Genomic DNA, 23,380 nt, shown 5'->3' on the forward strand with positions numbered 1-23,380 from the left:
CACCGATCAGCACGGTGGGTTTTGGCAATAACGGGCTTGCGAAAGCCAACTTGCACGGGGCGAATGATCAAAAAGTGCTCGCTGGCGGTGATAGGGAAAGTGTCGGCGCCGGCTTCACGGATTCAGGTAGTGGCCACTCGATCACATCACCTACTCTTAAGCCAATCAATGCAGCTCCAATAGGTGCCATAACTGAAATCCCATCCTCAACAACCCCAATTGAATGAGGGTAAACCAATGTACGAACCATCTGACTACCGCGGGTTAAATCAGTAAACCGTACTTGGCTATTCATGCTTACTACATCATTTGGAATATCTTGAGGATCAAGCACTTCTCCGCGAGCTAGCTCTTCCTCCAGCAGCTGCGCCACCATCAAGTCTTTTTCTGTTGCACTGTCAATCAAGCGCTGAAGACGTTCAGCGTCAAGACGATTGATAATTATAGAAGGACGTCGAACCATTTTAATTTCCTTAACACATGAAAAACGTACTCATAGCCAATATAAGAACACCACATTCATATCGTCATGACAGAAAAGCCCTTCCCAAATAAGGGAAGGGCATCTATCGGACAGTCTATACCTTTTTAGCAAAAGGCTAGATTACCCCCTGATCAATCATTGCATCAGCTACTTTTCTAAAACCCGCTATATTAGCCCCTAGCACTAGGTTGTCAGGCTCGTCAAACTCTTCTGCTGTTTCAGCACATTGCCGATATATATCGGCCATAATTTCTTTAAGTTTCTGATCTACTTTCTCTAATGTCCACTGCTCCATACTGCTATTCTGAGCCATCTCTAACTGGCTAGTCGCCACACCGCCAGCGTTTGCTGCCTTACCAGGCCCATAGGCAAGCTTTGCCGCTAAAAAGGCATCCACTGCTCCTTTCGTTGAAGGCATATTAGCCCCTTCGCTCACACAGACGATGCCGTTTGATATTAACGCCTTAGCATCTGCCTCAGTAAGCTCATTTTGTGTTGCACAAGGGAATGCTACCTCGCCTTCAATGCGCCACACCGCATGGCCATCTTGAGGATATTCTTGTACTGATGTGTAATGTGCTTCTGGACGTGCGTTGACATATTCGTGTAACGATTCTCGCCGCTTTTCTTTTATTTCTTTGAGCAAAACTAAATCAATACCTTTTGGGTCATAAACCATACCCTTAGAGTCGCTACACGTAACTGGTTTGGCACCCAGTTCGTAGAGCTTCTCAATCGTATAAATGGCTACGTTCCCTGATCCTGACACTAAGCAATACTTACCACGCAATGTGTCATTTTTAGCCGCCAACATATTTTCAGCAAAATAAACGGCACCATATCCCGTCGCCTCTTTACGGCCTAAGGATCCACCCCAGTTCAATCCTTTACCCGTGAGAACGCCTTCATATCGACCGGTCAAGCGCTTATATTGCCCAAAAAGATAGCCAATCTCGCGGGTGCCCACGCCAATATCACCAGCGGGGACATCCGTATGCGGCCCAATATGGCGATAAAGCTCCGACATAAATGATTGGCAAAAACGCATAATTTCATTATCTGACTTACCCTTGGGATCAAAATCGGATCCGCCTTTCCCACCTCCAATGGGTAGACCTGTCAGCGCATTTTTAAAAATTTGTTCGAATCCTAAGAACTTAATGGTGCCAGACGTCACACTAGGGTGAAAGCGCAAACCTCCCTTAAAGGGGCCTAGTGCTGAATTGAACTGCACACGGTATCCTTTGTTGACCTGAACGCGCCCCGCGTCATCTACCCAGCTTACACGAAACATAACCTGACGTTCAGGCTCAACGATACGTTCAATAATACTGTGGTCATGGTAGTGCGGTGCTCGAGCAAATAATGGACGAAGGCACTCTAGTACCTCTTCAGTTGCCTGATAAAATTCTTTTTGAGCAGGGCTGCTTTGAGCTAAACGCGCCAGTGTGTCTCCAACATACGGCATGACTCTTCCCCTTCATAATTAGAGCGCAAATGATCTAGTAGGTGCTGAGAGAGATTTAACTACGAGCACTGTAAGCCGCATACCCTATGCAGCTTCGGCATGAGAAAATAATTTAAAAAAATAGACTAAAGTAGCAAGCCAAAAGCACCAAAAGAGTGCAATCAAACACCACTAATAAACGATTTATCAACGACTGGAGGAAGGTTCATCTTTTTGTCCAGGCAGTGCGTATGCTGCAACGCAAATCGTCACGTTAGCTGACCTGATGGCGTGGGAAAAACGGTTAATCGTGCAAGGGGTTCCCCTGCCTCCGCGTTGTCGTCCCGCCCGGTTTGTCGCGGTGGAGGTCGTCGCATGATTCGTCCAGGCTCTGATCGAAAGTTGTACCTGTGCCGAGAACCCGTGGATATGACCTCATTTGTCTCTATTGGTTCTTCCACCGATCCTCCTTCGAACACCTCGTTCCTCCCCAAACCTCTTGCCTCACCAGAGTGATTGTGATTGTGAATAAAAATCCGTATCATTCGCTTTACTATAACGATACTCCTCTTCCTACCCGTTGAGACTTCCTTATGCTCCGCAAAACTCTCCCGTTTTCCGTCGCGCCGTTGCTTGTTGCCGTTCGTCGTTCACTGGTGGTGTCGCTCGGTGGAATGCTGTTCGCTGCGCCGTTGGCCGCGCTGGCTCAAGAAGAGACCATTGACACCGGTACCACCGTGGTCACCGCGACCGCGTTGAAGGTCGATACGCCTCTGGTGGAGACGCCGCGCCCGGTCTCTAGCGTTGATCGGGAAGAGCTGGAAACCCGCAACGTGCAACAGCTGGATGAAACCTTCCGCTATCGTGCCGGTGTGCTGTCAGGCCACTATGGCAGTGACAACAATACGGATTGGTTCAAGGTGCGTGGTTTTGACCAGTCCACTTATCAGGATGGGTTACGCATTTACCGTGAAGGCTTTTACCAGTGGCTGCCTGAGCCGTATGGCTTGGAGCGAGTCGAAGTCTTCAAAGGGCCTTCCTCGATTCTGTACGGCGAGGCGCCTCCCGGTGGTTTGATCAATGCGGTGAGCAAGCGTCCTACGGAAACGCCGCAGGGCGAGGTGAATTTCCAGCTTGGCAACCGGAATCATCGTCAAGTAGGCGTCGATACCAGCGGGCCGTTGGGTGAGTCGGGTGACGTTCGCTATCGGTTGGTGGGCTTGTACAAAGAGCGCGATGGCGATCTCGACCACACGGACAACGAGCGCTATTACTTCGCGCCTAGCCTCGCCGTCGATATGAGCGACGATACGACCGTTACTTTCTTGGCCAGCGTGCAGAAAGACGATGGCGTGCCGGTAAACCCGTTCAAACTGCCCTACGGCACCGTGCAGGATACGCCGTTTGGCCACGTCGACCCGCAAACCAACCTCAGCGAGCCGGGCTACGACCGTGATAACCGCACGCAGTGGGCGCTGGGTTACGAGCTGCGCCATGACCTCAACGATACGTGGCGGTTTGAACAAGATTTACGCTACAGCGAGCTAGACCTGGAGCTACGCAGCACCTATGCGTTCTTCATGTCGGATGCCCGTCGGGCAACGCGTGGCCATGTCTATCGCGATGGTTCTATCGATAGCTGGACGGTCGATAACCGCATGGTGGGTAACTGGTACACGGACCGCACCGAAAACACGCTGTTATTGGGTGTCGATTATCAGAACCTGGGGGTGAGTGGGCAGGAAGCCGACCCGTTCCCATTTGGCGATCCTATCAATGTGTTCGACCCTACCTACGGCAACTTCACGCCGGTGGGCGCGGATGACTTGTTGAGCCGCGAGATCGATAAAGAGCAGACCGGTTTGTACGCTCAAAACCAGCTGCGCATCGATGATCGCTGGGTGCTGCTTGGCGGTGTGCGTGTCGATCAGGCCGAAACCGAGAACCGCAATCTGACTTCCGGCGTCACACAGCGCTCTGATGATGACCAGGTCTCTTGGTCGGGCGGCGCGATGTACTTGAGTGATCATGGAATCAACCCGTACATCAGCTACACCGAGTCATTCGATCCGGTGGGGCGTGTGGATGACGCGGGCGATCTGTACGAGCCCCGCGAAGGCGAACAGTGGGAGGCCGGTATCAAAATCGCGCCGTTTGGCTGGGATGGCTACGTTACTGCAGCCGTGTTCGATCTGAAAGAGAACAATACGCTCGTGAGTTCTCCTGCCGGGTTCCAGGTTCAGGAAGGCGAGCGTACCTCTCAAGGGTTCGAGCTGGAAGGCGTTGGCTATCTTACCGATGCGTTAAAAGTCACGGCGGCGTATACCTATACGGATTCGCGTTTGGAAGACGATCAGCGCGCACCGTTGATCCCCCGCCACCAAGCCTCTACATGGCTGGATTACGCCTTTACCGGTGGAGCCCTACAAGGCGTGAGCTTGGGGGCAGGCGTTCGCTACGTAGGCAGCACGGTGGATACGAGCGTCGCGGATAATACCGCCGTCGATAGTTATATGGTGGCGGATGCCATGGTCGGTTATGAGTTTGCCGACGGCTGGCAGGCGCAGGTCAACGTCAATAACTTGACCGATGAAGAGTATGTCGCCAGCTGTGAGTACTGGTGTTATTACGGTGAATCTCGCAGCATTATCGGCAGCGTGAAGTACCGCTGGTAAGCGATCGTTTGCATTCAGCCTTGACGCACAACGCCCGGCTTTGAGCCGTGCGTTGTCGTTCGTTGCTGCTGGTTCAGGAGACTATGAACTAGCCATTCACCTTAGCCTGCCATACGGTGCTTTCGGTGGGGCCTTGCGCTAGGTCAGCACAGGTATCCACACGCCACAGAGTGGTGGCTTGGCAGTGCACGGTCAGTTCCCCCTGCTGCTGGTCGAGCCGCCACTGAAAGCGTATCTCTCGTGCTTGGTCGTCGCCGTGATCGCTGATCAGAGCCAACGTGGGTTGTCTTGCTTCTGTGCTGAACTGCGTCAACGCAGCGATTTCAGCGCTTTGCTGCGCGGGAGTGAGCTGTGAGCCGCCACGATAGCCGGGCAAAAAGCGCTGTTGGCGGGCTTCGGCCTGTAAGAAGGGCAGCGCTTGTTCTGGCGTAATACGCCCATATTTGCGCACGTTTGGCAGCACGATCACGCTGGCAGCGAGTCGGCAGCCGCCGAGGTGGCTGCTCTCCCATACCTCGAAGGGCAGCGGGTGCTCAGCTACCGTGCTGGCTAGCGCTTTGAACGTTTTATAACCGTACTTCGCGCAGCACTTATCTTTGGTGCCGTGGGTACAGCAAAGAACCAAATCATTGCGCATCGCTGGCTGCTCCCACTGGCTAAGGCGGCTGCCACTTTGAAAGGCGCTGAAGAACGCTTCTAATTCCCATCGTGCCACGCGAAAGCGGCGCCGCTCCGGCATCAGAAAGAGCTGATGCTGGTACTTTTCCATGCCCGGCTGTTGGATTAGGTTGATGCGTAGGCCATCGTCAGCCAGCGTATCTAGCGTTTGCTTTAATGAATTGCTCATATCGTTGGCGTGGCGGAGTTTGCGCTGCCACTTCGCGCGCGGCCAGCTAAGCAGTAAGTTGCGCTCGGCATGAGCGGCGCTACCCGCCAGCGGGTCTTGCTGCTCTCGGCTTAAATCCGCGCAGAAGGTGTGGTTCATAGGGCTGCCTCATGTCGAGATATTTCGTCTACGGCACTGTCCGTGGCTCCTTGGTAGAGCGTTACTAGGCGTGGTTGGTCACATTGAGTAGGTAAATCAGCAGTGGTGGCTACTGCATTGGCTATAGCAAAGAAAGGTAGCAGGGTGGTGCAAAGAATAAGCAACACCCGCCACCCTGTGCGGCTGCCATGAGCGTGTGCTGTCTGCATACGTGCCCTTTGGTGTAACGAAGAAAGGCGAAATCATGGTATGTTGCAAAAGTTAATGAAAAGCATTATCAAATAAGGACTGCCACTACCTCCACCGCCCCAAACACTGCCACACCGGCGGCCACCGGCCAGCCCAGTGAGCGCAGGCGTCGCCACACCAATAGCGTAACGCTCAGGCCAATCGCGGTGGCCAACCAAGAGACAGGGCTGGGGTTGACGGGCACCAGCGAGACGCCTAACACGGCGGCAATCATCATGGGGCCCAGAATCACCAGCCATTGGGGCATGGCGTTCATTCCCGTTGCGCTGCCAAGACGGCGCTGCATCCATAAAAAGGGCACCACTCGCATCAGCAGCGTACCGAGTGCGCAGATAATGACGGCGATCCACATGGCGCTGCTCATGGGCGGCTCCTCCGTGGTTGGAACGTGACCGTGTAGAAGCACAGCGCGCCGCAGGCGGCGGCCAGCGGAATCGCGACATTGCTCCACCCGGCCAAGTTCAAGGCCAGCGCGGTAAGGATGGTACACAGCATGGCGGCGGCCCAGCGCTTGTCGGTAAAGCGCGGTGCCACCATGGTAAGAAATAGGGCTGGAAGGGCGAAGGGCATGATCTCCCCCAGCAGCGGCCAGCGGGCGGTGACCGCTTCGCCGCCGGTCGCGCCTATTACCGTGCCGATAATCCACACCGCCCACGCCAGCAGCGAGGCACCCACAAACCAGCTAAACCGCTTTACTTCCGGTAGTTGGGGGAGCCGTGTGAGCGCCAAAGCAAAGACTTGATCGGTCAGGCCGTGCATTAGCCAAGGCCAGTGGCGGCTACTAGGCAGCAGCGCGGCCAAGTTGGGGCCGTACACCACGTGGCGCACGTTGATGAGTAGCGTCATGGCCACCACCAGCCATAGCGGCGCACCAGCGGCAATCATGCCCACGAACAGAAACTGCGAGGCACCCGCGTAGATCAGCGCTGAAATGGCGGCCGCTTCCCAAGTGGTAAAACCGGCCTGGGTCGCGACCAAACCAAACGAGAGCGCGACCGGAATATAGCCGCCTAACAACGGAATTGCTTCACGCACGCCCTGTAAGGCAGAGCGCAGCGGTGAGTGGTTGGCGTGCACCGTGTGATCGGCTGGCTGGCTCATGGTGGGGTCCCTTCTTGGCCGTAGGTGACGGTGAGTAGCAGGGTGGCTTCATCGGTGTGCGTACGGTACAGGTGCGGCTGGTCGGCCTGAAAGGTGATGCTTTCGCCAGGGGTGAGCGTGGTGGTCGCACCCTCTGGGCCTACTTCTAACCATCCGCTAATGAGCGTCAGCGTTTCCCGCGTGCCCAGGGTATGGGCCTCGGCGTGGCGCAGCGTATTGGGCGCGCAGCGCATCCAGTAGGCATCCACCTGTGGCACGCCCTTACCCTGGTCGATCAACTGTACCTGCACGCCATCCTCACCGAGCGGTACGCTGATCGGTGCCACCAGGGTGCCAAACGGAACGTTGAGTTGGACGGCCAGCCGCCAAATGGTGTCTAGCGTGGGGTTACCGTTGCCCTGTTCTAAGCGGCATAGGTTGGATTTCGCGATGCCCGCCGCGTTGGCAAGTTGCGAGAGCGATAAATCCTGCGCTTTACGAAGGGCTTGGAGGTGTTGGCCTAGCGTAACAAGAGAGTGCTCGTTCATGGTGATTGCCCGTTGTTCCTTTTATGGAACGTTCTATATAAGGAACAGCGATCTGTCAATCGACGAGCCACAAAGGAGCGTTAATCAGGCTTACGCGCTCGACAGGCGGCGGCGGTAAACAGCACATCGGTGGAGGAGTTGAGCGCCGTTTCGGTAGAGTCTTGCACCACGCTAATCACAAAGCCAATGGCGACGGCCTGCATGGCCACTTCGGTCGGAATGCCGAACAGGCTGGCGGCCATGGGAATCAGCATCAACGAACCGCCCGCCACGCCAGACACACCGCAGGCCGCCAGAGCCGATACGATGCAGAGCAGCAGCGCGGAGGGGAAATCCACGCTAATTCCCAGGGTGTGCGTAGTCGCCAGCGTAATCACGGTAATGGTGATCGCCGCCCCGCACATATTGATGGTGGCACCTAACGGAATGGAGATCGCGTAGGTGTCGGCATCCAGGTCCAAGCGGCGGCAAAGCTCCAGGTTGACCGGAATGTTGGCCGCCGAGCTGCGAGTGAAAAACGCCGTAATGGCGCTGCCCCGTAGGCAGGTAAACACCAGCGGGTAAGGATTTTGGCGGGTAGCCAAGTAGACCAATAGCGGGTTACTTACTAGCGCGACGAACAGCATACAGCCAACGATCACCCCCAATAGCTGGGCGTAGTTAAGCAGTGCCTGCACGCCAGACTCCGCCAGCGTACCGGCCACCAAGCCGAAAATACCCAGTGGGGCTAAGCGAATTACCAGCGTGACAATACGCGTAATGGCGGCGGATAAGTCGCTCAGCGCTTGGCGAGTCGTGTCGCTGGCCTGGCGAAGTGTCAACCCCAAGCCAATGGCCCAGGCCAGAATGGCGATGAAATTGGCGTCCATCAGAGCCGTCACAGGGTTCGCCACCGCGTTGAGCAGTAAGTCACGCAGCACGGTAAAAATATCGCTCGGCGGGTTGCCGTCGACTTGTCCCGTATCCAAGGCCAGCTCCGTGGGAAGTGCGAAGCTTGCGGCTACGGCAATCAACGCGGCAATCAGCGTACCTGCGACGTAGAGTAAGAGCACCGAGCGAATATGTGTCGGCTGGCCCGCCTGATGGGCGGCAATGGCCGCCGCCACCAGCACGAAGACCAAAATAGGCGCCACGGCCTGCAGCGCGGCAATGAAAAGCTGCCCGAGAAGGGCTACATCGCTGGCTATGTCGGGTACGAGTAGGGCCAACAGCACCCCAGCGACAATACCGATGACGATTTGAGGAATAAGCCCCAGCCGTAACAAGGGTCGAAAAACGGTGGTAGCGGTGGCAATCATTGCGTGACTCTCAGGTAGTAAAAGGGGGAAGCGATGCGGCGGTAAGCGCCACCGCGCCTGAAAGGGGCAGCATTCTATCAGTTGAGGGCTTCTCTGGGGTGGGTGTGCCACAAATCGGCACTCGCTGTCACAGAAATGAGCGCCAGACTATACTTCGCTTGCTGCGGGGCATCATCGCAGCGTGGCTTTAGTGCTACTTCCCGCCTATTCCAAAAGAAGAAGGAACGTTGCATGCGTATGAAGGTGTTTTTCGCGGCACTATTGATGCTGTGTAGCTCGTCGCTGGTCATGGCGGCCGACTACTACGTCGATATCACCAACCGTACTGGCTACACCATTTACTATATGTACGTGAGCCCGGAGGATTCGAAAAGTTGGGAGGAGGACGTGCTGGGCAGCGACGTGTTGATGAATGGGGATACCCAGCGCGTGACGCTAACGGGGTATAAAAGTCCCTTATTCGATATTCGCTTGGTCGACGAGGACGATGACAGCTATACCTTCTGGAACGTCGATGTTTCTACCCGGGATATCGTGGTAACGCTGGATAATCTGGACTAATAACGGGCAAGCGGCTTGCAACCCATTGGGAAGCAAGCCGTTTTGCTATCAGCATGTTCTGCGTGCTTATTGCGCTACAGATTAAGCACTGGAATCACTGAAAACAAAGCCAAGCAAACTCATCTACGAAGACTAATCGACAACAATTATTTCGACTAAAGTGGTTAGACTTTGGTTGTAATTGCCGCCAATTTACTGGACTAATGGCCTATTGCAGTGAATAAAGGGCACCCTAAAAGCCAGCGGCGCTGGCGAAAAATGCCATAGGGACAGCTAAGTCCTGAGCCCTTTCGTTCACCCTGACTGCGAGCGGTACTTCCATAATGCGCAGAACTGCCACGATGACGCTGTGGGATCAGCTTTGGCACTCCCATGACCAAGTTAAAAATCTCCTGATGTGTGCGTTGCCGACCTCAAGTGCTGGAGGCTCCTCATCCCGAAGTGACTCCCATAAGACCCAGGGCAGCGGCGGCCATTCGCCCCGTCCGCCCGCGTATAGTACGGCACAGAAAATCGGCTTGGTGCTGGGCCCTTTGCTGTTTGCTTTGGTCGTGATGTTTTTCCACCCCGCCGACTTGAGCTTCGAAGGGCGCATGGTGCTGGCAACTACTTTATGGGTGGCGGTGTGGTGGATTACCGAGGCCATTCCTATCCCGGTGACGTCACTGCTGCCGATTATCCTGTTACCGATTACCGGAGCGCTGGAGAGCAGTGCCGTAACGGCGGCGTACGGTAACCCGATTATTTTCCTGTTCCTGGGCGGCTTTATGATCGCCTTGGCAATGGAGAAGTGGGATCTGCACAAGCGCATCGCGCTGTCGATTATCTCCTTGCTAGGCACCAGCATTAACAGCATCGTGTTTGGCTTTATGGCGGCCACGGGCTTCTTATCCATGTGGGTATCCAATACCGCTGCCGTTATGATGATGCTGCCCATTGGCACCGCCATTGTCTACCAGGTGACCCAGGAGCTGAACAAAACCGAAGGAGATCACAGCGACGAGATTGATAAGTTCAGTAAGTCGCTGATTTTTGGCGTGGGCTACGGGGGCACCATAGGCGGTTTGGGCACGCTCATTGGCACGCCGCCGAACATTATCCTGGCGGCGATCGTGAACGAGCTGTTCGGTGTCGAGATTTCGTTCGCGGGCTGGCTGATGTTTGCCTTCCCGGTGGTAGTGACGCTGCTGGTGATTGGCTGGGTGATGCTCACACGCTTCATTTATCCGATCAAGCTCGCCAAATTGCCGGGCGGCCGGGCGCTGATCCGCAAAGAGAAAGAAGCGCTGGGTAGGATCACCTTCGAAGAGAAGGCGGTGCTCGGTGTGTTCCTGTTTGCCGCGTTTTTCTGGATTACCCGCTCGTTCCTATGGCAGGGGCAGATCCTGACGATTCCCGGCATTAACGACACCATGATTGCGATTACCGCTGCCGTGGCGCTGTTTCTCATACCTTCTCCCAACAAAGGCGGCTGCCTGCTGGGGTGGGATGTGGCCAAAGACGTACCGTGGGGCATCTTGCTGCTGTTCGGCGGTGGCTTGGCGATTGCGGCGGGCTTTGGCTCGTCGGGTCTGGCTTCCTGGATTGGCGGCCAAATGAGCGTGCTGGAAAGCGTCAACTTCCTGCTGGTGATTCTGCTGGCGACCGGCATGGTACTGTTCCTGACCGAAATCACCTCCAACACAGCCACGGCCACCATGATCCTGCCGGTATTGGCGTCGCTGGCGCTGGCGCTCGATATTCATCCGTTCGTGCTGATGGTGCCAGCGGCCATGGCGGCCAACTGCGCCTTCATGCTACCGGTAGGCACCCCACCCAATGCGATCATCTTCGCCACGGGTAAAATCAAAATCATCGAGATGGTGCGCAACGGTTTCTGGCTCAACATCATTGCGATGCTGTTGATCGTGGCCGCGGTCTACTTCCTGCTGCCGATGCTGTGGGGCGTGGATCTCACCACCTACCCGGATGCGTTTAGAGACTAACCCGCGACGTGTTCCGCATTAATCGCCCCGCCTCGTGCGGGGCTTTTTCATGGGTGTAACGCAGGCGCGGTTGCTATGATGACCGCACACTTTTTTCATCGAGCCTGTCATGCGATTACTTCACACCGCCGATTGGCATTTGGGGCGGCTATTCCATAACCTCTCCCTGCTGGAAGACCAGCGCCATGTGTTGCAGCAGCTGCTGGAGATCATCGACCGCGAGCAGGTGGATGCGGTGCTGGTCGCGGGCGATATTTACGACCGCTCGGTGCCACCCGCTGCGGCGGTCACGCTGCTGGATGAGATATTGGTCGAGCTGTGCGAGCAGCGCGGCCTGCCGGTCGTGATGATTTCCGGTAATCACGACGGTGCCGAGCGGTTGGGGTTTGGCGCCCGCCACCTGCGCCAGGCCGGGCTGCATATTCTCACCGACCTAGCCACCTGCGACCAGCCGGTCACGCTCACGATTGGCGATGACACGGTGGATATCTTCGGCATCCCCTACGCCGACCCAGAATATGTACGCAGCGAGTTTGGCGTGGACGTACGCGACTTCGATAGCGCCCACCGCTACCTGCTGGAGCGCATTGAGGAACAGCGCCAGCCGGGCCGCCCGACGCTACTGGTGAGCCACTGCTTTGTCGATGGCGGCACCGCCAGCGACTCCGAGCGCCCGCTCACCCTAGGCGGTGCCGAAAGCGTGGCGTGGGAACCCATGCAGAGTTTCGACTACGTGGCGTTGGGCCACCTTCACGGCCCCCAGATTCGCGGTGGGGAGCACATTCGCTATAGCGGCTCGCTGCTGAAGTACAGCTTTTCCGAAGCCACCCAGCGCAAAGGCGTCACCCTTGTTGAGGTGGGCAGCGAAGGTGTCACTCAAATAGCCCACCATCCGCTGCTGCCCCGCCGGGACGTGCGCGTGCTGGAAGGTGAGCTGGCTCAGCTGCTGGCCCAAGGGGCCGCTGACCCCCACGCCGATGACTATCTGCTGGTGCGCCTCACCGACCGCCACGCCATTCTCGACCCCATAGGCAAACTGCGGGCGGTGTACCCCAACGTGCTGCACCTGGAAAAGCCCGGCATGCTGGAAGCAAAAGGCCGCCAACAGCTAGACCGCGAGCGGCTCGCGTTCAGCGCGCTGGATATGTTCAGCGACTTCTTCACTCAAACCAGCGGCGAACCAATGAGCGACGAGCAGGCCCACGCTATGAGCGAGCTGATCACCACCCTCAGCCGTGAGCAGGAGGGCCAAGCATGACGCCGTTGAGCCTCACCATGCAGGCCTTTGGCCCCTTTGCGGGTAGCGAGACCATCGACTTCACCGCGCTGGGTAGAAGCCCGCTGTTTCTGATCAATGGCCCCACCGGGGCGGGTAAAAGCTCGATCCTCGATGCGATGTGTTTTGCCTTATACGGCCAAACCACCGGCAACGAGCGCGATGCTGGCCAAATGCGCTGCGATCAGGCGCCCGCGACCCTGCTGACCGACGTGACGCTGACATTCCGTCTGCGGGATGTCACCTATCGGGTGCGCCGAGTCCCGCAGCAGGAGCGTCCCAAAGCCAGCGGCGAAGGCACGACCACGCAAGCGGCGGAGGCTCAGCTATGGCGACTCACTCCAGAAGGCGAGGAGGACGAGTGCCTAGTGGCGCGTAAGGTCACCGACGCCACGGCGGAGCTGCAAGCGCTAATAGGCCTAGACGCCAATCAGTTTCGTCAGGTGATGGTGCTCCCCCAGGGTAAGTTCCGCGAACTGCTGCTGGCAGGCTCCAAAGAGCGCGAAGTCATTTTTTCCCAGCTGTTTCAAACCCAGGTGTTCCAGCGTATTGAAGAGCGCCTGCGCACTCAGGCTAATCAAATCGAGCGGGCGGTGAGCGATCATCGCCAGCATATCAATGGCATTCTTGCCGGGGGGGAGCTTGAGAGCGAAGCCGCGTTGGCGCAAGAGCTGGAAGCGCTGGTGCCACAGGTAGGCCAAGCGCGGGAAGGCTTTGAAACCGCGCAGCGAAAGCGCCGACTTGCCGAACAGCAGCGCGATGAGGCCCTGGCGCTACAGCGCCAATTTGAAGCGCGGGACGCGCTGGCAGCCGATAAAGCCCGTCATCTTGAGCAGCGCGCTGAGGTAGACAATAGCCAAGCGCGGTTAGCGCAGAGTACCCATGCCCAGGCGCTGCGCCCCCAGAAAGCCGCTCTAGACCAAGCGCAGCAGGCGTTGGCTACCGCCCACGATGAGCAGCGCCAAGCAAACGCCGCGTTAATCACGCGGCACTCTCACGCTGAACAGGCACAGCAGGCGCTAGAGACGGCACGCCAGCAGCAGGCGGAGCTCCCCGTAATGAGGGAGCGGCACCGCCAGCTGGGCGAGTTTATCCAGAAAAGCCAGCAGCTCAGTGAACTGCAGGAGCACTTTCAAACAGCTCAGGCTGTTTGGCAACAGGCCGATGAGGCGCTTAAGCGCGATGAGCAGCAGCTAGATGGCATTCGCCAGCAAGGCGAAGCCATCGGCGTTCACCTGGAACGCTTGCAGAGTGAGTTTCAGCAACTGGCGAGCGCCCCCGCTGAGCTAACCCGCCATCACCACCTGCTAGCCCTGCGCCAAGAGCTGGATGAACTCACCCAGCGGCACCAGGCATTAACCACGCAACAGCTGCAGGCTAAAAACGCGCTCAGCCACCAGCAAGGCGAGACCAAGCGTGCCGAACGCTACGCCACTGAGCAGGAGATGCGCTGGCACCATGGCCAGGCCGCGCTGTTAGCGCGGACCCTTGAGCAGGATGCCCCCTGCCCGGTGTGTGGCAGCCTGGAACATCCCGCCCCAGCGATAAATCGCGCTGAGTTGGTCACCCAGGCACAGGTGGAAGAGGCCAGAGCAGCGCAGGAACAGGCCCGTCAAGCGCTACAACGGGCAGAGCGCCATCACCATCAGCTCACCCAACAGATCGACAGCCACACAGAGCAGGCCCAGCGACTGAATCAGCAGTTAGGGGAGTGGGTGAGTCAACCGCTGTCTGCCTTGCAAAATGCCTATGAAGACCTGCGCCGCCAGGTGCAGCGCCGAGAGCAGGTTGACGCTGAGATTCGCCAACAGACCGAATCCCGGGACGCGCTGCGACGCGAGTGGGGCACGCTGGATAAACAGCTAAAAGCCCAGCGGCCTGAGGTGGAAAAGGCGAAAGAGCACGCGCTTCGCTTAGAGAGTCAGCGCGACCAGCTGAGCCAATCGCTGCCAGAAGACGCCCGTTATCCCGAAGCAATGCGCCAAACCCTGGCCGAGCTGGAGCAGCACATCGCCCAGCTTGAAAAAGCCTGGGAGAGTGCCCAGCAAGCGCTTTCGACTAGCCAGACCCAACTGGCGCGGGCGGAAGAGCAGCTGCGCGGGGCGAACGAGCGGGTCGAGCGTAGCGAGCAGTCGCTTCAGCAGGCTCACGCCGAGTGGCAGGCCGCGCTGCAGGCTAGCCCCTTTGCTGATGAGGCGGAATATCAGGCTGCCCAACTGAATGATGCCCAGCGGCACGAGCTGACGCATCGGGTAGAGGCGTATCAACGCCGCTTGGCCGAGCTTGAGGGCGCGCTAGAGAATTACCAAACCCAGCTGGCGGAAAAAATACCGCCGGATCTTGCCGCACTGACTGCCCAGGCTGAAAGTGCACAGGCTCAAGAAAACAGCCAGCTAGAGGCGTGGCGGCAACTGGATGGGCGATTAACCACGCTGCAAAACATTCACCAAAAGCTGACGGCTGCCCACGCCTCCCAGGCGGAGCTGGAAGCCCAATACCAGCTGTGGGGCACGCTGAGCGACGTCGCCAATGGCCGCACCGGCCATCGCATTAGCCTGCAGCGCTTCGTACTGGGCGTGCTGCTGGATGATGTGTTGATTCAAGCGTCTGAGCGTTTGGTGCGCATGAGCCGTGGGCGATACCAGTTGGTGCGCCGGGAAGACCCCTCTAAAGGCAATAAAGCGTCTGGCCTTGAGCTGGACGTGGCTGATACCTACACCGGCAAAAATCGCCCGGTGGCCACGCTCTCTGGTGGGGAGTCGTTTATGGCGGCGCTGTCGCTGGCGCTGGGGCTTTCCGATGTGGTGCAGGCCTACGCGGGCGGTATTCAGCTCGATACGCTATTCATAGATGAAGGCTTTGGCAGCCTGGACCAAGACGCCCTGGACCAAGCCATTGCCATGCTGAGCGAGCTGCAAATGAGTGGCCGCATGATTGGGATTATTTCCCACGTCAGCGAACTCAAAGAGCAGATGCCGGTTCGTATTGAGGTGAGCGCTAGCCGTCATGGCAGTTCGGTCGAGGTGAAAGGGGCGCTGAGCTAAGTGCTAGCGCAAGGTTAATTCATGCTGCATTCATGTAGCATGCGCTATAACAAGGGTTAAACGACTCGCGTTCGACCCGTCGAATGAATGTCTATTGAGGAGTGCGAGGATGAATGCAAGCAAAATTCTGCAGCAGCTGATGAGCCAGGCCAGTGGTAGCAAAGGCAGCAGCGGCGGCATGGATGTCAAAGGCGTGATTGATGGGCTCTCCCGCCATTTAGGCGGTAATAGCAGCCAAGGTACGCGTCAAAGCAGCGGTTCCAGCGGTTTTGATGTGAAAAGCCTGCTGGGCGGCGGTGCCCTGGGCATCCTGGTGGGCTCGAAGCGTGGCCGCAGTATGGGCGGTAAAGCGCTCAAGTATGGTGCCATTGCGGGAGTCGGCGTACTGGCGTGGAAAGCGTGGCAAAGCTCTCAGGAAAAGAAAGGAGCTGCGACCCAATCCTCTTCAGAAGGCGAACGTGTAGAGGTGTTAAGCGGCGAGGTTCAAGAGCGCCGCAGCCTGGAACTGCTGCAGGCGATGATTATGGCCGCACGGGCCGATGGTCATATCGATGAGCAGGAGCAGGCGCTGATCACCGATCAGATCGATGCCCTCGGCGCGGATGAGGAGATGCACCGCTGGGTCGAACAGCAGCTAAAAGCCCCGCTGGACGCCCAGGCATTGGCCCGTGAAGCGGACTCCCCCCAGGCCGCTCGCGAAATGTATTTGATCAGCGTCGCCGTGATCGACGGCCAAAACCCCATGGAGCGCGCCTGGTTGGATCAACTCGCCAGTGCGCTAAACCTAACGCCAGAGATGGCGGCAGAGCTCGAGCGTCAGGCGCAGCAGGCTGGCTAATGCTCGATACGCTCAACTTCTGGCTAGCCACTGGCTTTGGGTTGGGGCTAGCGCCCGTTGCGCCGGGTACCTTTGGGTCACTGATTGGCTTGCCGCTGGCGTGGTGGCTCTTGGGCCGCTCAACCGGGCAGCAGGCGGTCATCATCGCGCTGATGCTGATAGCGGCCGTGCCGGTCTGTCATATTGCTGCGTGGCATTATGATGGCCTGGACCATGGCAGCATCGTTGCCGATGAGTACGTCGCTTTTCCGCTCGCGGTGCTAGGGCTAAAAGCCGCTCGCCATCCATTGGTTCTGGCCCTGGCGTTTGGCGTCTACCGCTTTTTTGATGCTTTAAAACCGCCGCCTATTCATTTAGCGGAGTATGTCACCGGTGGGTTGGGCATTGTGTTGGATGATGTGATTGCCGCGCTGGTAAGCTGGCTGGTGGTCGCGCTGATAGTGACGCTATGGCAGCGTTGGCAGCAGAAAATCGTCTAACGCCACTTTTAAAATACGCTACCCATAAAAACGCCGCAGGTCATAAACGACACTGCGGCGTTTTTATGGATTAGCCCATCGTAAGCCGATGGGCTTGGCGATGTTAGCTTTGCACCACAATCACCGATTTAATGTTGACGAACTCGTGCATACCAAAGCCGCCGTGCTCACGGCCGTAGCCGGAATCTTTCACGCCGCCAAACGGCATTTCAGGCGTTGCCACACCAAATCCGTTGATAAACACCATGCCGGTATCGAAATACTTGCTGGCAAGCTCGGTGGCGCGCTTCACGTCTTTGGAGATGATGCCGCCGCCCAAGCCGTAGCGGCTGTCGTTGGCGATGCGCATGGCGTCTTCATCATCTTTGGCACGAATCAACGCGGCAACCGGGCCAAACAGCTCGTCGTCATAGGCAGGCTGGCCGGGGGTGACGTTATCCAGCACGGTGACCGGGTAGAATGCCCCTTTACCTTCTGGTTTTTCGCCGCCGCAGAGGATTTTTGCGCCTTTACGCACGCTCTCTTCCACCTGTTTGTGAAGGCCGTCACGAAGATCGACACGGGCCATCGGGCCTAGGTCGCTATCTTCTTTGGTCGGGTCGCCCGCTTTTAAGTCCTTCATGCGTGCCACGTAGCGCTCTTTAAACGCTTCGTAGTTCTTTTCGGTGACCACAAAGCGTTTTGCCGCTACGCAGGTTTGGCCGCCGTTAAACACGCGGCCAGTGACGCAGGTATCCACCGCCACGTCCAGGTCGGCATCGTCCAGCACCAAGTAGGCATCGTTGGAGCCTAGCTCTAGTACGGTCTTTTTCAGATGCTCGGCGGCTTTGGCGGCCACTTTGCGGCCAGCGCCGTCGCTGCCGGTCAGGGTCACACCACGCACGGCTTTATGGGCGATGATGGTGTCGGATACATCGTGTGAAATCACCAGCGTGCGGAAAACGTTTTCCGGAAGGCCCGCTTCGCGGTAGATTTTTTCAAGCAGCAGGCCGCTGCCCGTCACGTTTTCAGCGTGTTTTAGCAGCACGCTGTTGCCCGCCATAATATTGGCGATGGAGTAACGCACCACTTGGTAAGCAGGGAAGTTCCACGGCTGAATGCCGTAAATCACGCCCATGGGGGAGTAGGTAACAATACCGCGCTCGCCGTTGCCGGGTTTGCGCTCTTCATCGGCCAGCTTGGTGGGGCCATGTTCGGCGGTGTAGTCACAAATGCCGACGCAGAGATCCACTTCCCCGCGCGCTTGCGAGGGCAGCTTACCCATCTCTTTGACCATCAGGTCGGTAAGCTCTTCTTTATGTGCGTTCATGGCTTCGCCAATCGCTTTCACCACCTTGGCACGGTGCTCTAGCGGCTTGAGCCGCCAATCTAAAAACGCCTCATGACTGGCCTCGACTATCTGCTTGGCCTGGCTTTCATCCATCAGCGTGTAGGTCTCAAGCGTTTCGCCGGTGGTCGGGTTCACTGTCGTAATGCTGTTGCTCATAAGATCTCCTATCTTTAGATCAATGTGAGGGTCATGACGTCCAGCTCCTGGGCGTTTAGTCGACCAGTCTATTTCTAATGCACATCCACTCTAGTACAAACTGAGTGCCTCTGCATAATAAAAGTATTCGGCGTCGTTCCAGGCGACTCCGCGTGAGCGGCATTCGCGGTCCAGCTCGCTAAGGGTGTCGGTATTATTAACCCGGCAATAAAATAGCTATGATGCGGCGTATTGGATTGGCGGGGCTTTGAAGTATTTCGCGACTCGCATCGGGAGCCTCTGAAGCTTCCGAAGGTGAGACATCGCCTTCCTCTTCAGCTGGTCTCTGCTGCGTGCCGGAGTACCGCTATGGTTACGCTGATGAATTAAGTCATCAAAATGTCGTTATTCGATGATTTTTTGCATCCCATATACCTGCATGATTTTATCTTTAATTTTTTTATCAATTAAATCATATGGTTGTTAATTTTTCTTGGTTGGCATGGTGTTTGCTAGGTAAAAAGTGGCCAGCGTTATTCTCGGTTTGATAATCGAGCTGGTAAAGCAACCAATAAAAGTTAACAGGAAGCGCCATATGCAGTTAAGTAGCTTTAATCAAGTGAGTAGCTTTAAAAGCGCCGGTAAGCTGATTACCGGCCATGGGGCCGCACAGCAGTTGCAGCTTTATGTTCAATCGTTGGGTATGCAGCGGCCCTTAATCGTTACCGATAGCGGCGTGGTGGCTTCTGGCACGCTGGATATGATTACTGAGCAGCTCACGGCTCTAAAGGTGAGCTATGAGGTGTTTGATCAGGTAACGCCCGAGCCGGAAGTAGAAATAGTCGAAATGTGTACCCGTGCGTTTAATGCTGGCAAGCATGACAGCGTCATCGCTGTAGGCGGCGGGAGTGCCATGGACATCGCTAAGTGTGTAGCGGTATATGCGCACTACGAAGGTCCGCTGGAGGCGTTGTTTGGCGAGAACAAGGTTGACCAACGCACAATACCTTTGATCGCCATGCCCACCACGGCGGGTACCGGTTCTGAAGTGACCAATATCGCGATTCTGTCGGATAAAGCCCAACAGATGAAAAAGGGCATCGTCAGTGACTGCTTATTACCGGATGTCGCGATTGTCGCCCCTGAGCTTACGCTGAGTTGCCCACGCTCTGTGACGGCGGCCAGCGGGGTGGATGCGTTGGTCCATGCAGTGGAGGCGTATCTATCTAACTTTGCCACGCCGATTACCGATGCTTTGGCGGTTAAGGCAATGAACCTCATTGTGCATGCGCTCCCCAAGGCGTTTGCCAATCCCAACAATCTCCAGGCCCGTGAAGATATGGCCACCGGTAGCCTGCTGGCAGGCCTTGCCTTTGGTAATGCTGGCGTGGGCGCAGTCCATGCATTGGCGTATCCGTTAGGTGGGCGCTACCACTTGGCCCATGGGGTGACGAATGCGCTGTTACTGCCCTTCGTAATGGAGTGGAACAAGCTGGCCTGCGTCGAGCGCTTTCGGGGCATTGCGGTGGCCTTTGATGAACCCGTGGCTGGGCTTTCGGATGATGCTGTCGCCGAAGCGGTTATCCAGCGCATGCATAAGCTGTGTGCTGATGTGGAGATTCCTTCCGGTTTACGCTCGTTTGATATTCCTGAATCCGACATTCCTGAGTTGGCCGCCGAGGCCATTAAGGTGGAACGTTTGCTGCGTAATAACCCGCGGGTATTAACGCTTGCGGATGTTGAGGCGATTTACCACGCCGCTTATTAATTCGTCGCTAATTAAAAACGCTATAACGACAAAACGTTTATTAAAAATACTAACAACTTTAAACAGGAGTCCATGCCATGAGCGCTTGGAAGCAACGCGTTGACGGTGAAGAAAGCCCGTACACACCACTAGGGCCGTTTAAGCTACGCCTGCCGTTTTACCATTATCGTTTTGAACTGCCCGATTACCTGCAAGGGCTTTTGATGTGCGCGGTGGATCTTGCCGCGATCCCATTGATGATGCAGCTACTGGGCATGCCGTTTGAAGCGGCGTTGGCCATCGTCATTTTAAATGGCTTGCTTTATTTGCTGCATCACCTGTTGGGTGACCCTGTCATTCCAGGGTGGATCACACCTGCTATTCCGCTGTTGATGGCTTATGTGTCGACCTTTCCCGAGGGGGTAGACAGGGTGCATGCGCTGATTGCCTTTCAGATGATGTTGGGGATACTGGCACTGGGCCTGGGGGTAACGGGTATGGCCAGTAAAGTGGTGCGGCTCATTCCTTCTGCCATCAAAGCAGGGGTCATTATGGGCGCAGGGTTAGCCGCTATTGTGGTGGTGTTTGATGAAGGCGGCCGCTTTGAACAGTACCCCTTTACTATTGCGATTGCCGTAAGTGTCGCGTTTTATCTGATTTTCTCTCGCCATTTCAACAAGCTTAAAGCGCAGGGCGGCCTGTGGGGTGCCGTGGGTAAACTGGGTATTTTCCCGATTATCGTGCTGGCGATTGTGGTGGCTCCGCTGTTTGGTGAGGCGCCTTGGCCAGACGTTGAGTGGGGCTTTAGTCAGCCTGATTTCGCGCTGATGTTCAGTGAATACACGGTATTTGGCGTTGGTTTACCTCCGTTGATGATGTTTTTAACGGCCATTCCGACCGTTATTGCGGCCTACATTGTGCTATTTGGCGATGTGCTTCAAAGCAAGGCACTTTTGGAAGAGGCTGATGAGAAGCGCCAGGATGAAAAAATTGACTATAACCCTAACCGCGCTCATATGATTTTTGGTGGGCGTAACTTTGGGATGAGTATTTTTGGCCCTGATGTGGTGATGTGTGGTCCGCTTTGGGCAGCGATGCATGTGGTAACGGTTGAGCGTTATAAGCAGGGCAAAGCGGCGATGAACTCTATCTTCGGTGGTTCTGGTTCGTTTCGCTGGGGGACGAATACGGGGCTGTTGTTGCTGCCGATCGTGAGCCTGGTGGAGCCTATTCTGGGGATTGCGCTGGCGCTGACGCTGTTGATTCAAGGCTATGTCAGTGTGCGCATCGGCATTATGGAAGCGCGCAGTCAGCGGGACTTGGGTATCGCGGGCATTATCGCGGCCATGCTGGTGATAAAGGGCGCTACCTGGGCCTTTGGGGTGGGCATTTTACTTTGCGTGTTAATTTACGGTAAGCGCTTCTTCTCCGGGGAGGTGGATAAAACCTTCGTTAAGGATTGGGATGAGGCATCCCAGCCCGTCGAGGATCCTGAGCCGGAAGTGCCATTGCGCAAATAACAGTCTCTGCCTTTATAGTGGTTTAACCGTCAAAAAAAGGTTAGAAAACCAGCGTTCACCGCTTAGGCGGTGGACCTGGCCTGTGAGAGGAACTGTTATGCAACGGATCGAAGAGGGGCTTTCACTGGAAGCCGCCCTGCCGTTATTTGATTTACACGGCACTGATGCGGTGGAAGTCTTTGATACCCAAGGCCAGGTGATTGGGGTGTTGACCCGTACCGATATCGAAAAGGCGCAATGTGAGGCGGCGTTGGGCCAGCTGGTGGGCGAGTGTATTCGCTACCGTGTCACCGGTATTAAACCACCGGTGGAAGCTGAAAGCGTAGATGCTTTTGGTTTTGACCAAGAGCCGATGCGTTCACTGTTGGATGCTTTGCATGACGGGGTTTATATCACCGATGCCAACGGTATTACGGTAACGATCAATAAAGCCTATGAGCGTATCACCGGCATTTCGCGCGCTGAGGTAGTGGGCTTTCATATGGCGGATTTGGTGAAAGCGGGGTTTATTTCAAAATCCGCGTCGTTGGAAGTCATCCGTGAACGCCGCCCGATTACGCTGGCGCAGACTATCCACAACAGCCGCAAGATCGTGGTCACTGGAACGCCTATGTTCAGTGCCGATGGCTCGATTGCTTATGTGGTTACCAGTGTTCGGGATATCACTGAGTTGCTACTGGCGAAACATGCCCAAGAGCAGCTAGAGCAAATTCAGCGCATCCGCGAGGCATATAAAGTGCCCGAGGTTATGGCGCTAAGCGCGCCGGGGGTGATCACCAGCCAACAAACGGAGCCCTGCTTTGCGCTTGCCAGTCGAGTCGCGAAAACAACGGCGAAGATTCTGATTCACGGTGAAACTGGCACCGGTAAAACGCTGTTGGCCCGCTATATACATCAGCAAAGCGACCGTGCGGATGGACCTTTTATGGAGCTTAACTGTACGGCATTCTCTGAAGGGTTGCTGGAAGCGGAGCTGTTTGGTTACACCGCAGGCGCATTTACCGGGGCATCCCCTAGAGGCAAACAGGGGTTATTGGATGTGGCTCATGGCGGTACGCTTTTTCTGGATGAAATTGGCGATTTACCTCTCGCATTGCAGGTGAAGCTGCTCAAAGTGGTGGAAGAAAACCGCTACCTGCCAGTAGGGGGAACGGTTTTTCGTCATGCCAACGTACGTCTGATTACCGCTACCCACCAGGATTTGAATGAACGGGTCAAGCAAGGGCTTTTTCGCGAGGATCTGTTTTATCGCATTAGCGTGGTGCCGCTCTGGCTGCCCCCTTTGCGGCAACGGCGCGATGAGGTGATTCCATTGCTGAACTATTACTTAGACCATTTTAATCAGTTGCATGGGGTAGAACGGGTCTGGAGCCCCGAGGCGTTGGAGTTACTTTCTAGCTATTCGTGGCCTGGCAATATTCGTGAGCTGATCAACTTAACCGAGCGTTTATCCGTCACGGTTTCAGACGATGAGATAACCGCAACGGCACTGCCGAACGAGATATTCCCAAGCACTCTGTTTAGCCAACCGCCCGTGAGTGGTGATCTTCGCCAGCAGGTAATGCAGTTTGAACAGCAAGTCATTCAACAGGCGCTTGCTCGCCATGGTACGACCCGAGCGGCAGCCGCTGCATTGGGCATCGATCAATCTACGCTGGTCAAAAAACAGCGACGTTGGCGTCAAGAACTTATCTAACCT

At 56.1% G+C, this 23,380-nt stretch carries 18 protein-coding genes; 10 read left to right on the top strand and 8 right to left on the bottom strand.

Annotated features, from left to right (window positions below):
- Window positions 1-67 precede the first annotated feature (67 nt).
- Entirely contained in the window at window positions 68-463 is a 396-nt protein-coding gene (rnk, locus tag NH344_RS15775; RefSeq protein ID WP_253028118.1) for a nucleoside diphosphate kinase regulator, read from the bottom strand.
- A gap of 136 nt (window positions 464-599) precedes the next feature.
- Window positions 600-1,952: an NADP-specific glutamate dehydrogenase gene (gene gdhA / locus NH344_RS15780; protein WP_044629526.1), complete on the bottom strand. Its 1,353-nt coding sequence runs from the start codon at window positions 1,950-1,952 to the stop codon at window positions 600-602.
- Window positions 1,953-2,524: 572 nt separating this feature from the next.
- Here gdhA and NH344_RS15785 point away from each other — a divergent pair.
- On the top strand, window positions 2,525-4,606 hold the full coding sequence (locus tag NH344_RS15785) for a TonB-dependent siderophore receptor (protein WP_253028119.1): 2,082 nt from the start codon (window positions 2,525-2,527) through the stop codon (window positions 4,604-4,606).
- Window positions 4,607-4,694: 88 nt separating this feature from the next.
- On the opposite strand, the gene NH344_RS15790 is transcribed toward NH344_RS15785, so the two are convergent.
- From NH344_RS15790 to sstT, 5 genes are all read right to left on the bottom strand, one after another.
- Entirely contained in the window at window positions 4,695-5,591 is an 897-nt protein-coding gene (locus NH344_RS15790; protein WP_253028120.1) for a sucrase ferredoxin, read from the bottom strand.
- A gap of 277 nt (window positions 5,592-5,868) precedes the next feature.
- Window positions 5,869-6,204, bottom strand: a complete 336-nt coding sequence (locus tag NH344_RS15795) for an AzlD domain-containing protein (RefSeq protein ID WP_044629524.1) — start codon at window positions 6,202-6,204, stop codon at window positions 5,869-5,871.
- Window positions 6,201-6,941 (bottom strand): AzlC family ABC transporter permease, encoded by a 741-nt coding sequence (locus tag NH344_RS15800; RefSeq protein WP_172416404.1) that lies wholly within the window; start codon window positions 6,939-6,941, stop codon window positions 6,201-6,203. Before NH344_RS15800 ends, NH344_RS15795 begins: the two co-directional genes overlap by 4 nt.
- On the bottom strand, window positions 6,938-7,468 hold the full coding sequence (locus NH344_RS15805) for an XRE family transcriptional regulator (RefSeq protein ID WP_089675893.1): 531 nt from the start codon (window positions 7,466-7,468) through the stop codon (window positions 6,938-6,940). The genes NH344_RS15800 and NH344_RS15805 overlap by 4 nt, the downstream gene beginning before the upstream one ends.
- Window positions 7,469-7,548: 80 nt before the next feature.
- Window positions 7,549-8,766 (bottom strand): serine/threonine transporter SstT, encoded by a 1,218-nt coding sequence (sstT, locus tag NH344_RS15810; protein WP_089675894.1) that lies wholly within the window; start codon window positions 8,764-8,766, stop codon window positions 7,549-7,551.
- A 231-nt stretch (window positions 8,767-8,997) separates the two neighbouring features.
- On the opposite strand from sstT, the gene NH344_RS15815 reads away from it, so the two are divergent.
- From NH344_RS15815 to NH344_RS15840, 6 genes are all read left to right on the top strand, one after another.
- On the top strand, window positions 8,998-9,327 hold the full coding sequence (locus NH344_RS15815) for a hypothetical protein (RefSeq protein WP_089675895.1): 330 nt from the start codon (window positions 8,998-9,000) through the stop codon (window positions 9,325-9,327).
- Window positions 9,328-9,668: 341 nt separating this feature from the next.
- Window positions 9,669-11,312, top strand: a complete 1,644-nt coding sequence (locus tag NH344_RS15820) for a DASS family sodium-coupled anion symporter (RefSeq protein WP_366073217.1) — start codon at window positions 9,669-9,671, stop codon at window positions 11,310-11,312.
- A 109-nt stretch (window positions 11,313-11,421) separates the two neighbouring features.
- Window positions 11,422-12,570, top strand: a complete 1,149-nt coding sequence (locus tag NH344_RS15825; protein WP_253028122.1) for an exonuclease SbcCD subunit D — start codon at window positions 11,422-11,424, stop codon at window positions 12,568-12,570.
- Window positions 12,567-15,632 (top strand): SMC family ATPase, encoded by a 3,066-nt coding sequence (locus NH344_RS15830; RefSeq protein ID WP_062362148.1) that lies wholly within the window; start codon window positions 12,567-12,569, stop codon window positions 15,630-15,632. The genes NH344_RS15825 and NH344_RS15830 overlap by 4 nt, the downstream gene beginning before the upstream one ends.
- A gap of 109 nt (window positions 15,633-15,741) precedes the next feature.
- On the top strand, window positions 15,742-16,470 hold the full coding sequence (locus NH344_RS15835) for a tellurite resistance TerB family protein (protein ID WP_062362145.1): 729 nt from the start codon (window positions 15,742-15,744) through the stop codon (window positions 16,468-16,470).
- Window positions 16,470-16,949, top strand: coding sequence for a phosphatidylglycerophosphatase A (locus tag NH344_RS15840; RefSeq protein ID WP_062362142.1), 480 nt, complete (start codon window positions 16,470-16,472; stop codon window positions 16,947-16,949). Before NH344_RS15835 ends, NH344_RS15840 begins: the two co-directional genes overlap by 1 nt.
- A gap of 103 nt (window positions 16,950-17,052) precedes the next feature.
- On the opposite strand, the gene NH344_RS15845 is transcribed toward NH344_RS15840, so the two are convergent.
- Window positions 17,053-18,435: an NAD-dependent succinate-semialdehyde dehydrogenase gene (locus NH344_RS15845; RefSeq protein WP_058576843.1), complete on the bottom strand. Its 1,383-nt coding sequence runs from the start codon at window positions 18,433-18,435 to the stop codon at window positions 17,053-17,055.
- 574 nt (window positions 18,436-19,009) lie between these two features.
- Between NH344_RS15845 and NH344_RS15850 the strand changes: the two genes are divergently transcribed.
- The 3 genes from NH344_RS15850 (at window position 19,010) to NH344_RS15860 (ending at window position 23,377) form a co-directional block, all read left to right on the top strand.
- Window positions 19,010-20,182 carry an iron-containing alcohol dehydrogenase gene (locus NH344_RS15850; protein ID WP_044629513.1) on the top strand — a complete coding sequence of 391 codons (1,173 nt, stop codon included), beginning with the start codon at window positions 19,010-19,012 and terminating at the stop codon, window positions 20,180-20,182.
- A gap of 77 nt (window positions 20,183-20,259) precedes the next feature.
- Window positions 20,260-21,681, top strand: coding sequence for a hypothetical protein (locus NH344_RS15855; protein ID WP_044629512.1), 1,422 nt, complete (start codon window positions 20,260-20,262; stop codon window positions 21,679-21,681).
- Between the two features lie 97 nt (window positions 21,682-21,778).
- Window positions 21,779-23,377, top strand: a complete 1,599-nt coding sequence (locus NH344_RS15860) for a sigma 54-interacting transcriptional regulator (RefSeq protein ID WP_230834913.1) — start codon at window positions 21,779-21,781, stop codon at window positions 23,375-23,377.
- The last annotated feature ends 3 nt before the right edge of the window (window positions 23,378-23,380 follow it).

It is taken from the genome of Halomonas sp. Ps84H-12 (assembly GCF_024124725.1).
Lineage (GTDB): Bacteria > Pseudomonadota > Gammaproteobacteria > Pseudomonadales > Halomonadaceae > Vreelandella > Vreelandella aquamarina.

Excerpts from the sequence above, each read along its gene's own strand:
- rnk (WP_253028118.1), bottom strand. The coding sequence starts at position 463 with ATGGTTCGACGTCCTTCTATAATTATCAATCGTCTTGACGCTGAACGT.
- gdhA (WP_044629526.1), bottom strand. The coding sequence starts at position 1,952 with ATGCCGTATGTTGGAGACACACTGGCGCGTTTAGCTCAAAGCAGCCCT.
- NH344_RS15785 (WP_253028119.1), top strand. The coding sequence starts at position 2,525 with ATGCTCCGCAAAACTCTCCCGTTTTCCGTCGCGCCGTTGCTTGTTGCC.
- NH344_RS15790 (WP_253028120.1), bottom strand. The coding sequence starts at position 5,591 with ATGAACCACACCTTCTGCGCGGATTTAAGCCGAGAGCAGCAAGACCCG.
- NH344_RS15795 (WP_044629524.1), bottom strand. The coding sequence starts at position 6,204 with ATGAGCAGCGCCATGTGGATCGCCGTCATTATCTGCGCACTCGGTACG.
- NH344_RS15800 (WP_172416404.1), bottom strand. The coding sequence starts at position 6,941 with ATGAGCCAGCCAGCCGATCACACGGTGCACGCCAACCACTCACCGCTG.
- NH344_RS15805 (WP_089675893.1), bottom strand. The coding sequence starts at position 7,468 with ATGAACGAGCACTCTCTTGTTACGCTAGGCCAACACCTCCAAGCCCTT.
- sstT (WP_089675894.1), bottom strand. The coding sequence starts at position 8,766 with ATGATTGCCACCGCTACCACCGTTTTTCGACCCTTGTTACGGCTGGGG.
- NH344_RS15815 (WP_089675895.1), top strand. The coding sequence starts at position 8,998 with ATGCGTATGAAGGTGTTTTTCGCGGCACTATTGATGCTGTGTAGCTCG.
- NH344_RS15820 (WP_366073217.1), top strand. The coding sequence starts at position 9,669 with ATGACGCTGTGGGATCAGCTTTGGCACTCCCATGACCAAGTTAAAAAT.
- NH344_RS15825 (WP_253028122.1), top strand. The coding sequence starts at position 11,422 with ATGCGATTACTTCACACCGCCGATTGGCATTTGGGGCGGCTATTCCAT.
- NH344_RS15830 (WP_062362148.1), top strand. The coding sequence starts at position 12,567 with ATGACGCCGTTGAGCCTCACCATGCAGGCCTTTGGCCCCTTTGCGGGT.
- NH344_RS15835 (WP_062362145.1), top strand. The coding sequence starts at position 15,742 with ATGAATGCAAGCAAAATTCTGCAGCAGCTGATGAGCCAGGCCAGTGGT.
- NH344_RS15840 (WP_062362142.1), top strand. The coding sequence starts at position 16,470 with ATGCTCGATACGCTCAACTTCTGGCTAGCCACTGGCTTTGGGTTGGGG.
- NH344_RS15845 (WP_058576843.1), bottom strand. The coding sequence starts at position 18,435 with ATGAGCAACAGCATTACGACAGTGAACCCGACCACCGGCGAAACGCTT.
- NH344_RS15850 (WP_044629513.1), top strand. The coding sequence starts at position 19,010 with ATGCAGTTAAGTAGCTTTAATCAAGTGAGTAGCTTTAAAAGCGCCGGT.
- NH344_RS15855 (WP_044629512.1), top strand. The coding sequence starts at position 20,260 with ATGAGCGCTTGGAAGCAACGCGTTGACGGTGAAGAAAGCCCGTACACA.
- NH344_RS15860 (WP_230834913.1), top strand. The coding sequence starts at position 21,779 with ATGCAACGGATCGAAGAGGGGCTTTCACTGGAAGCCGCCCTGCCGTTA.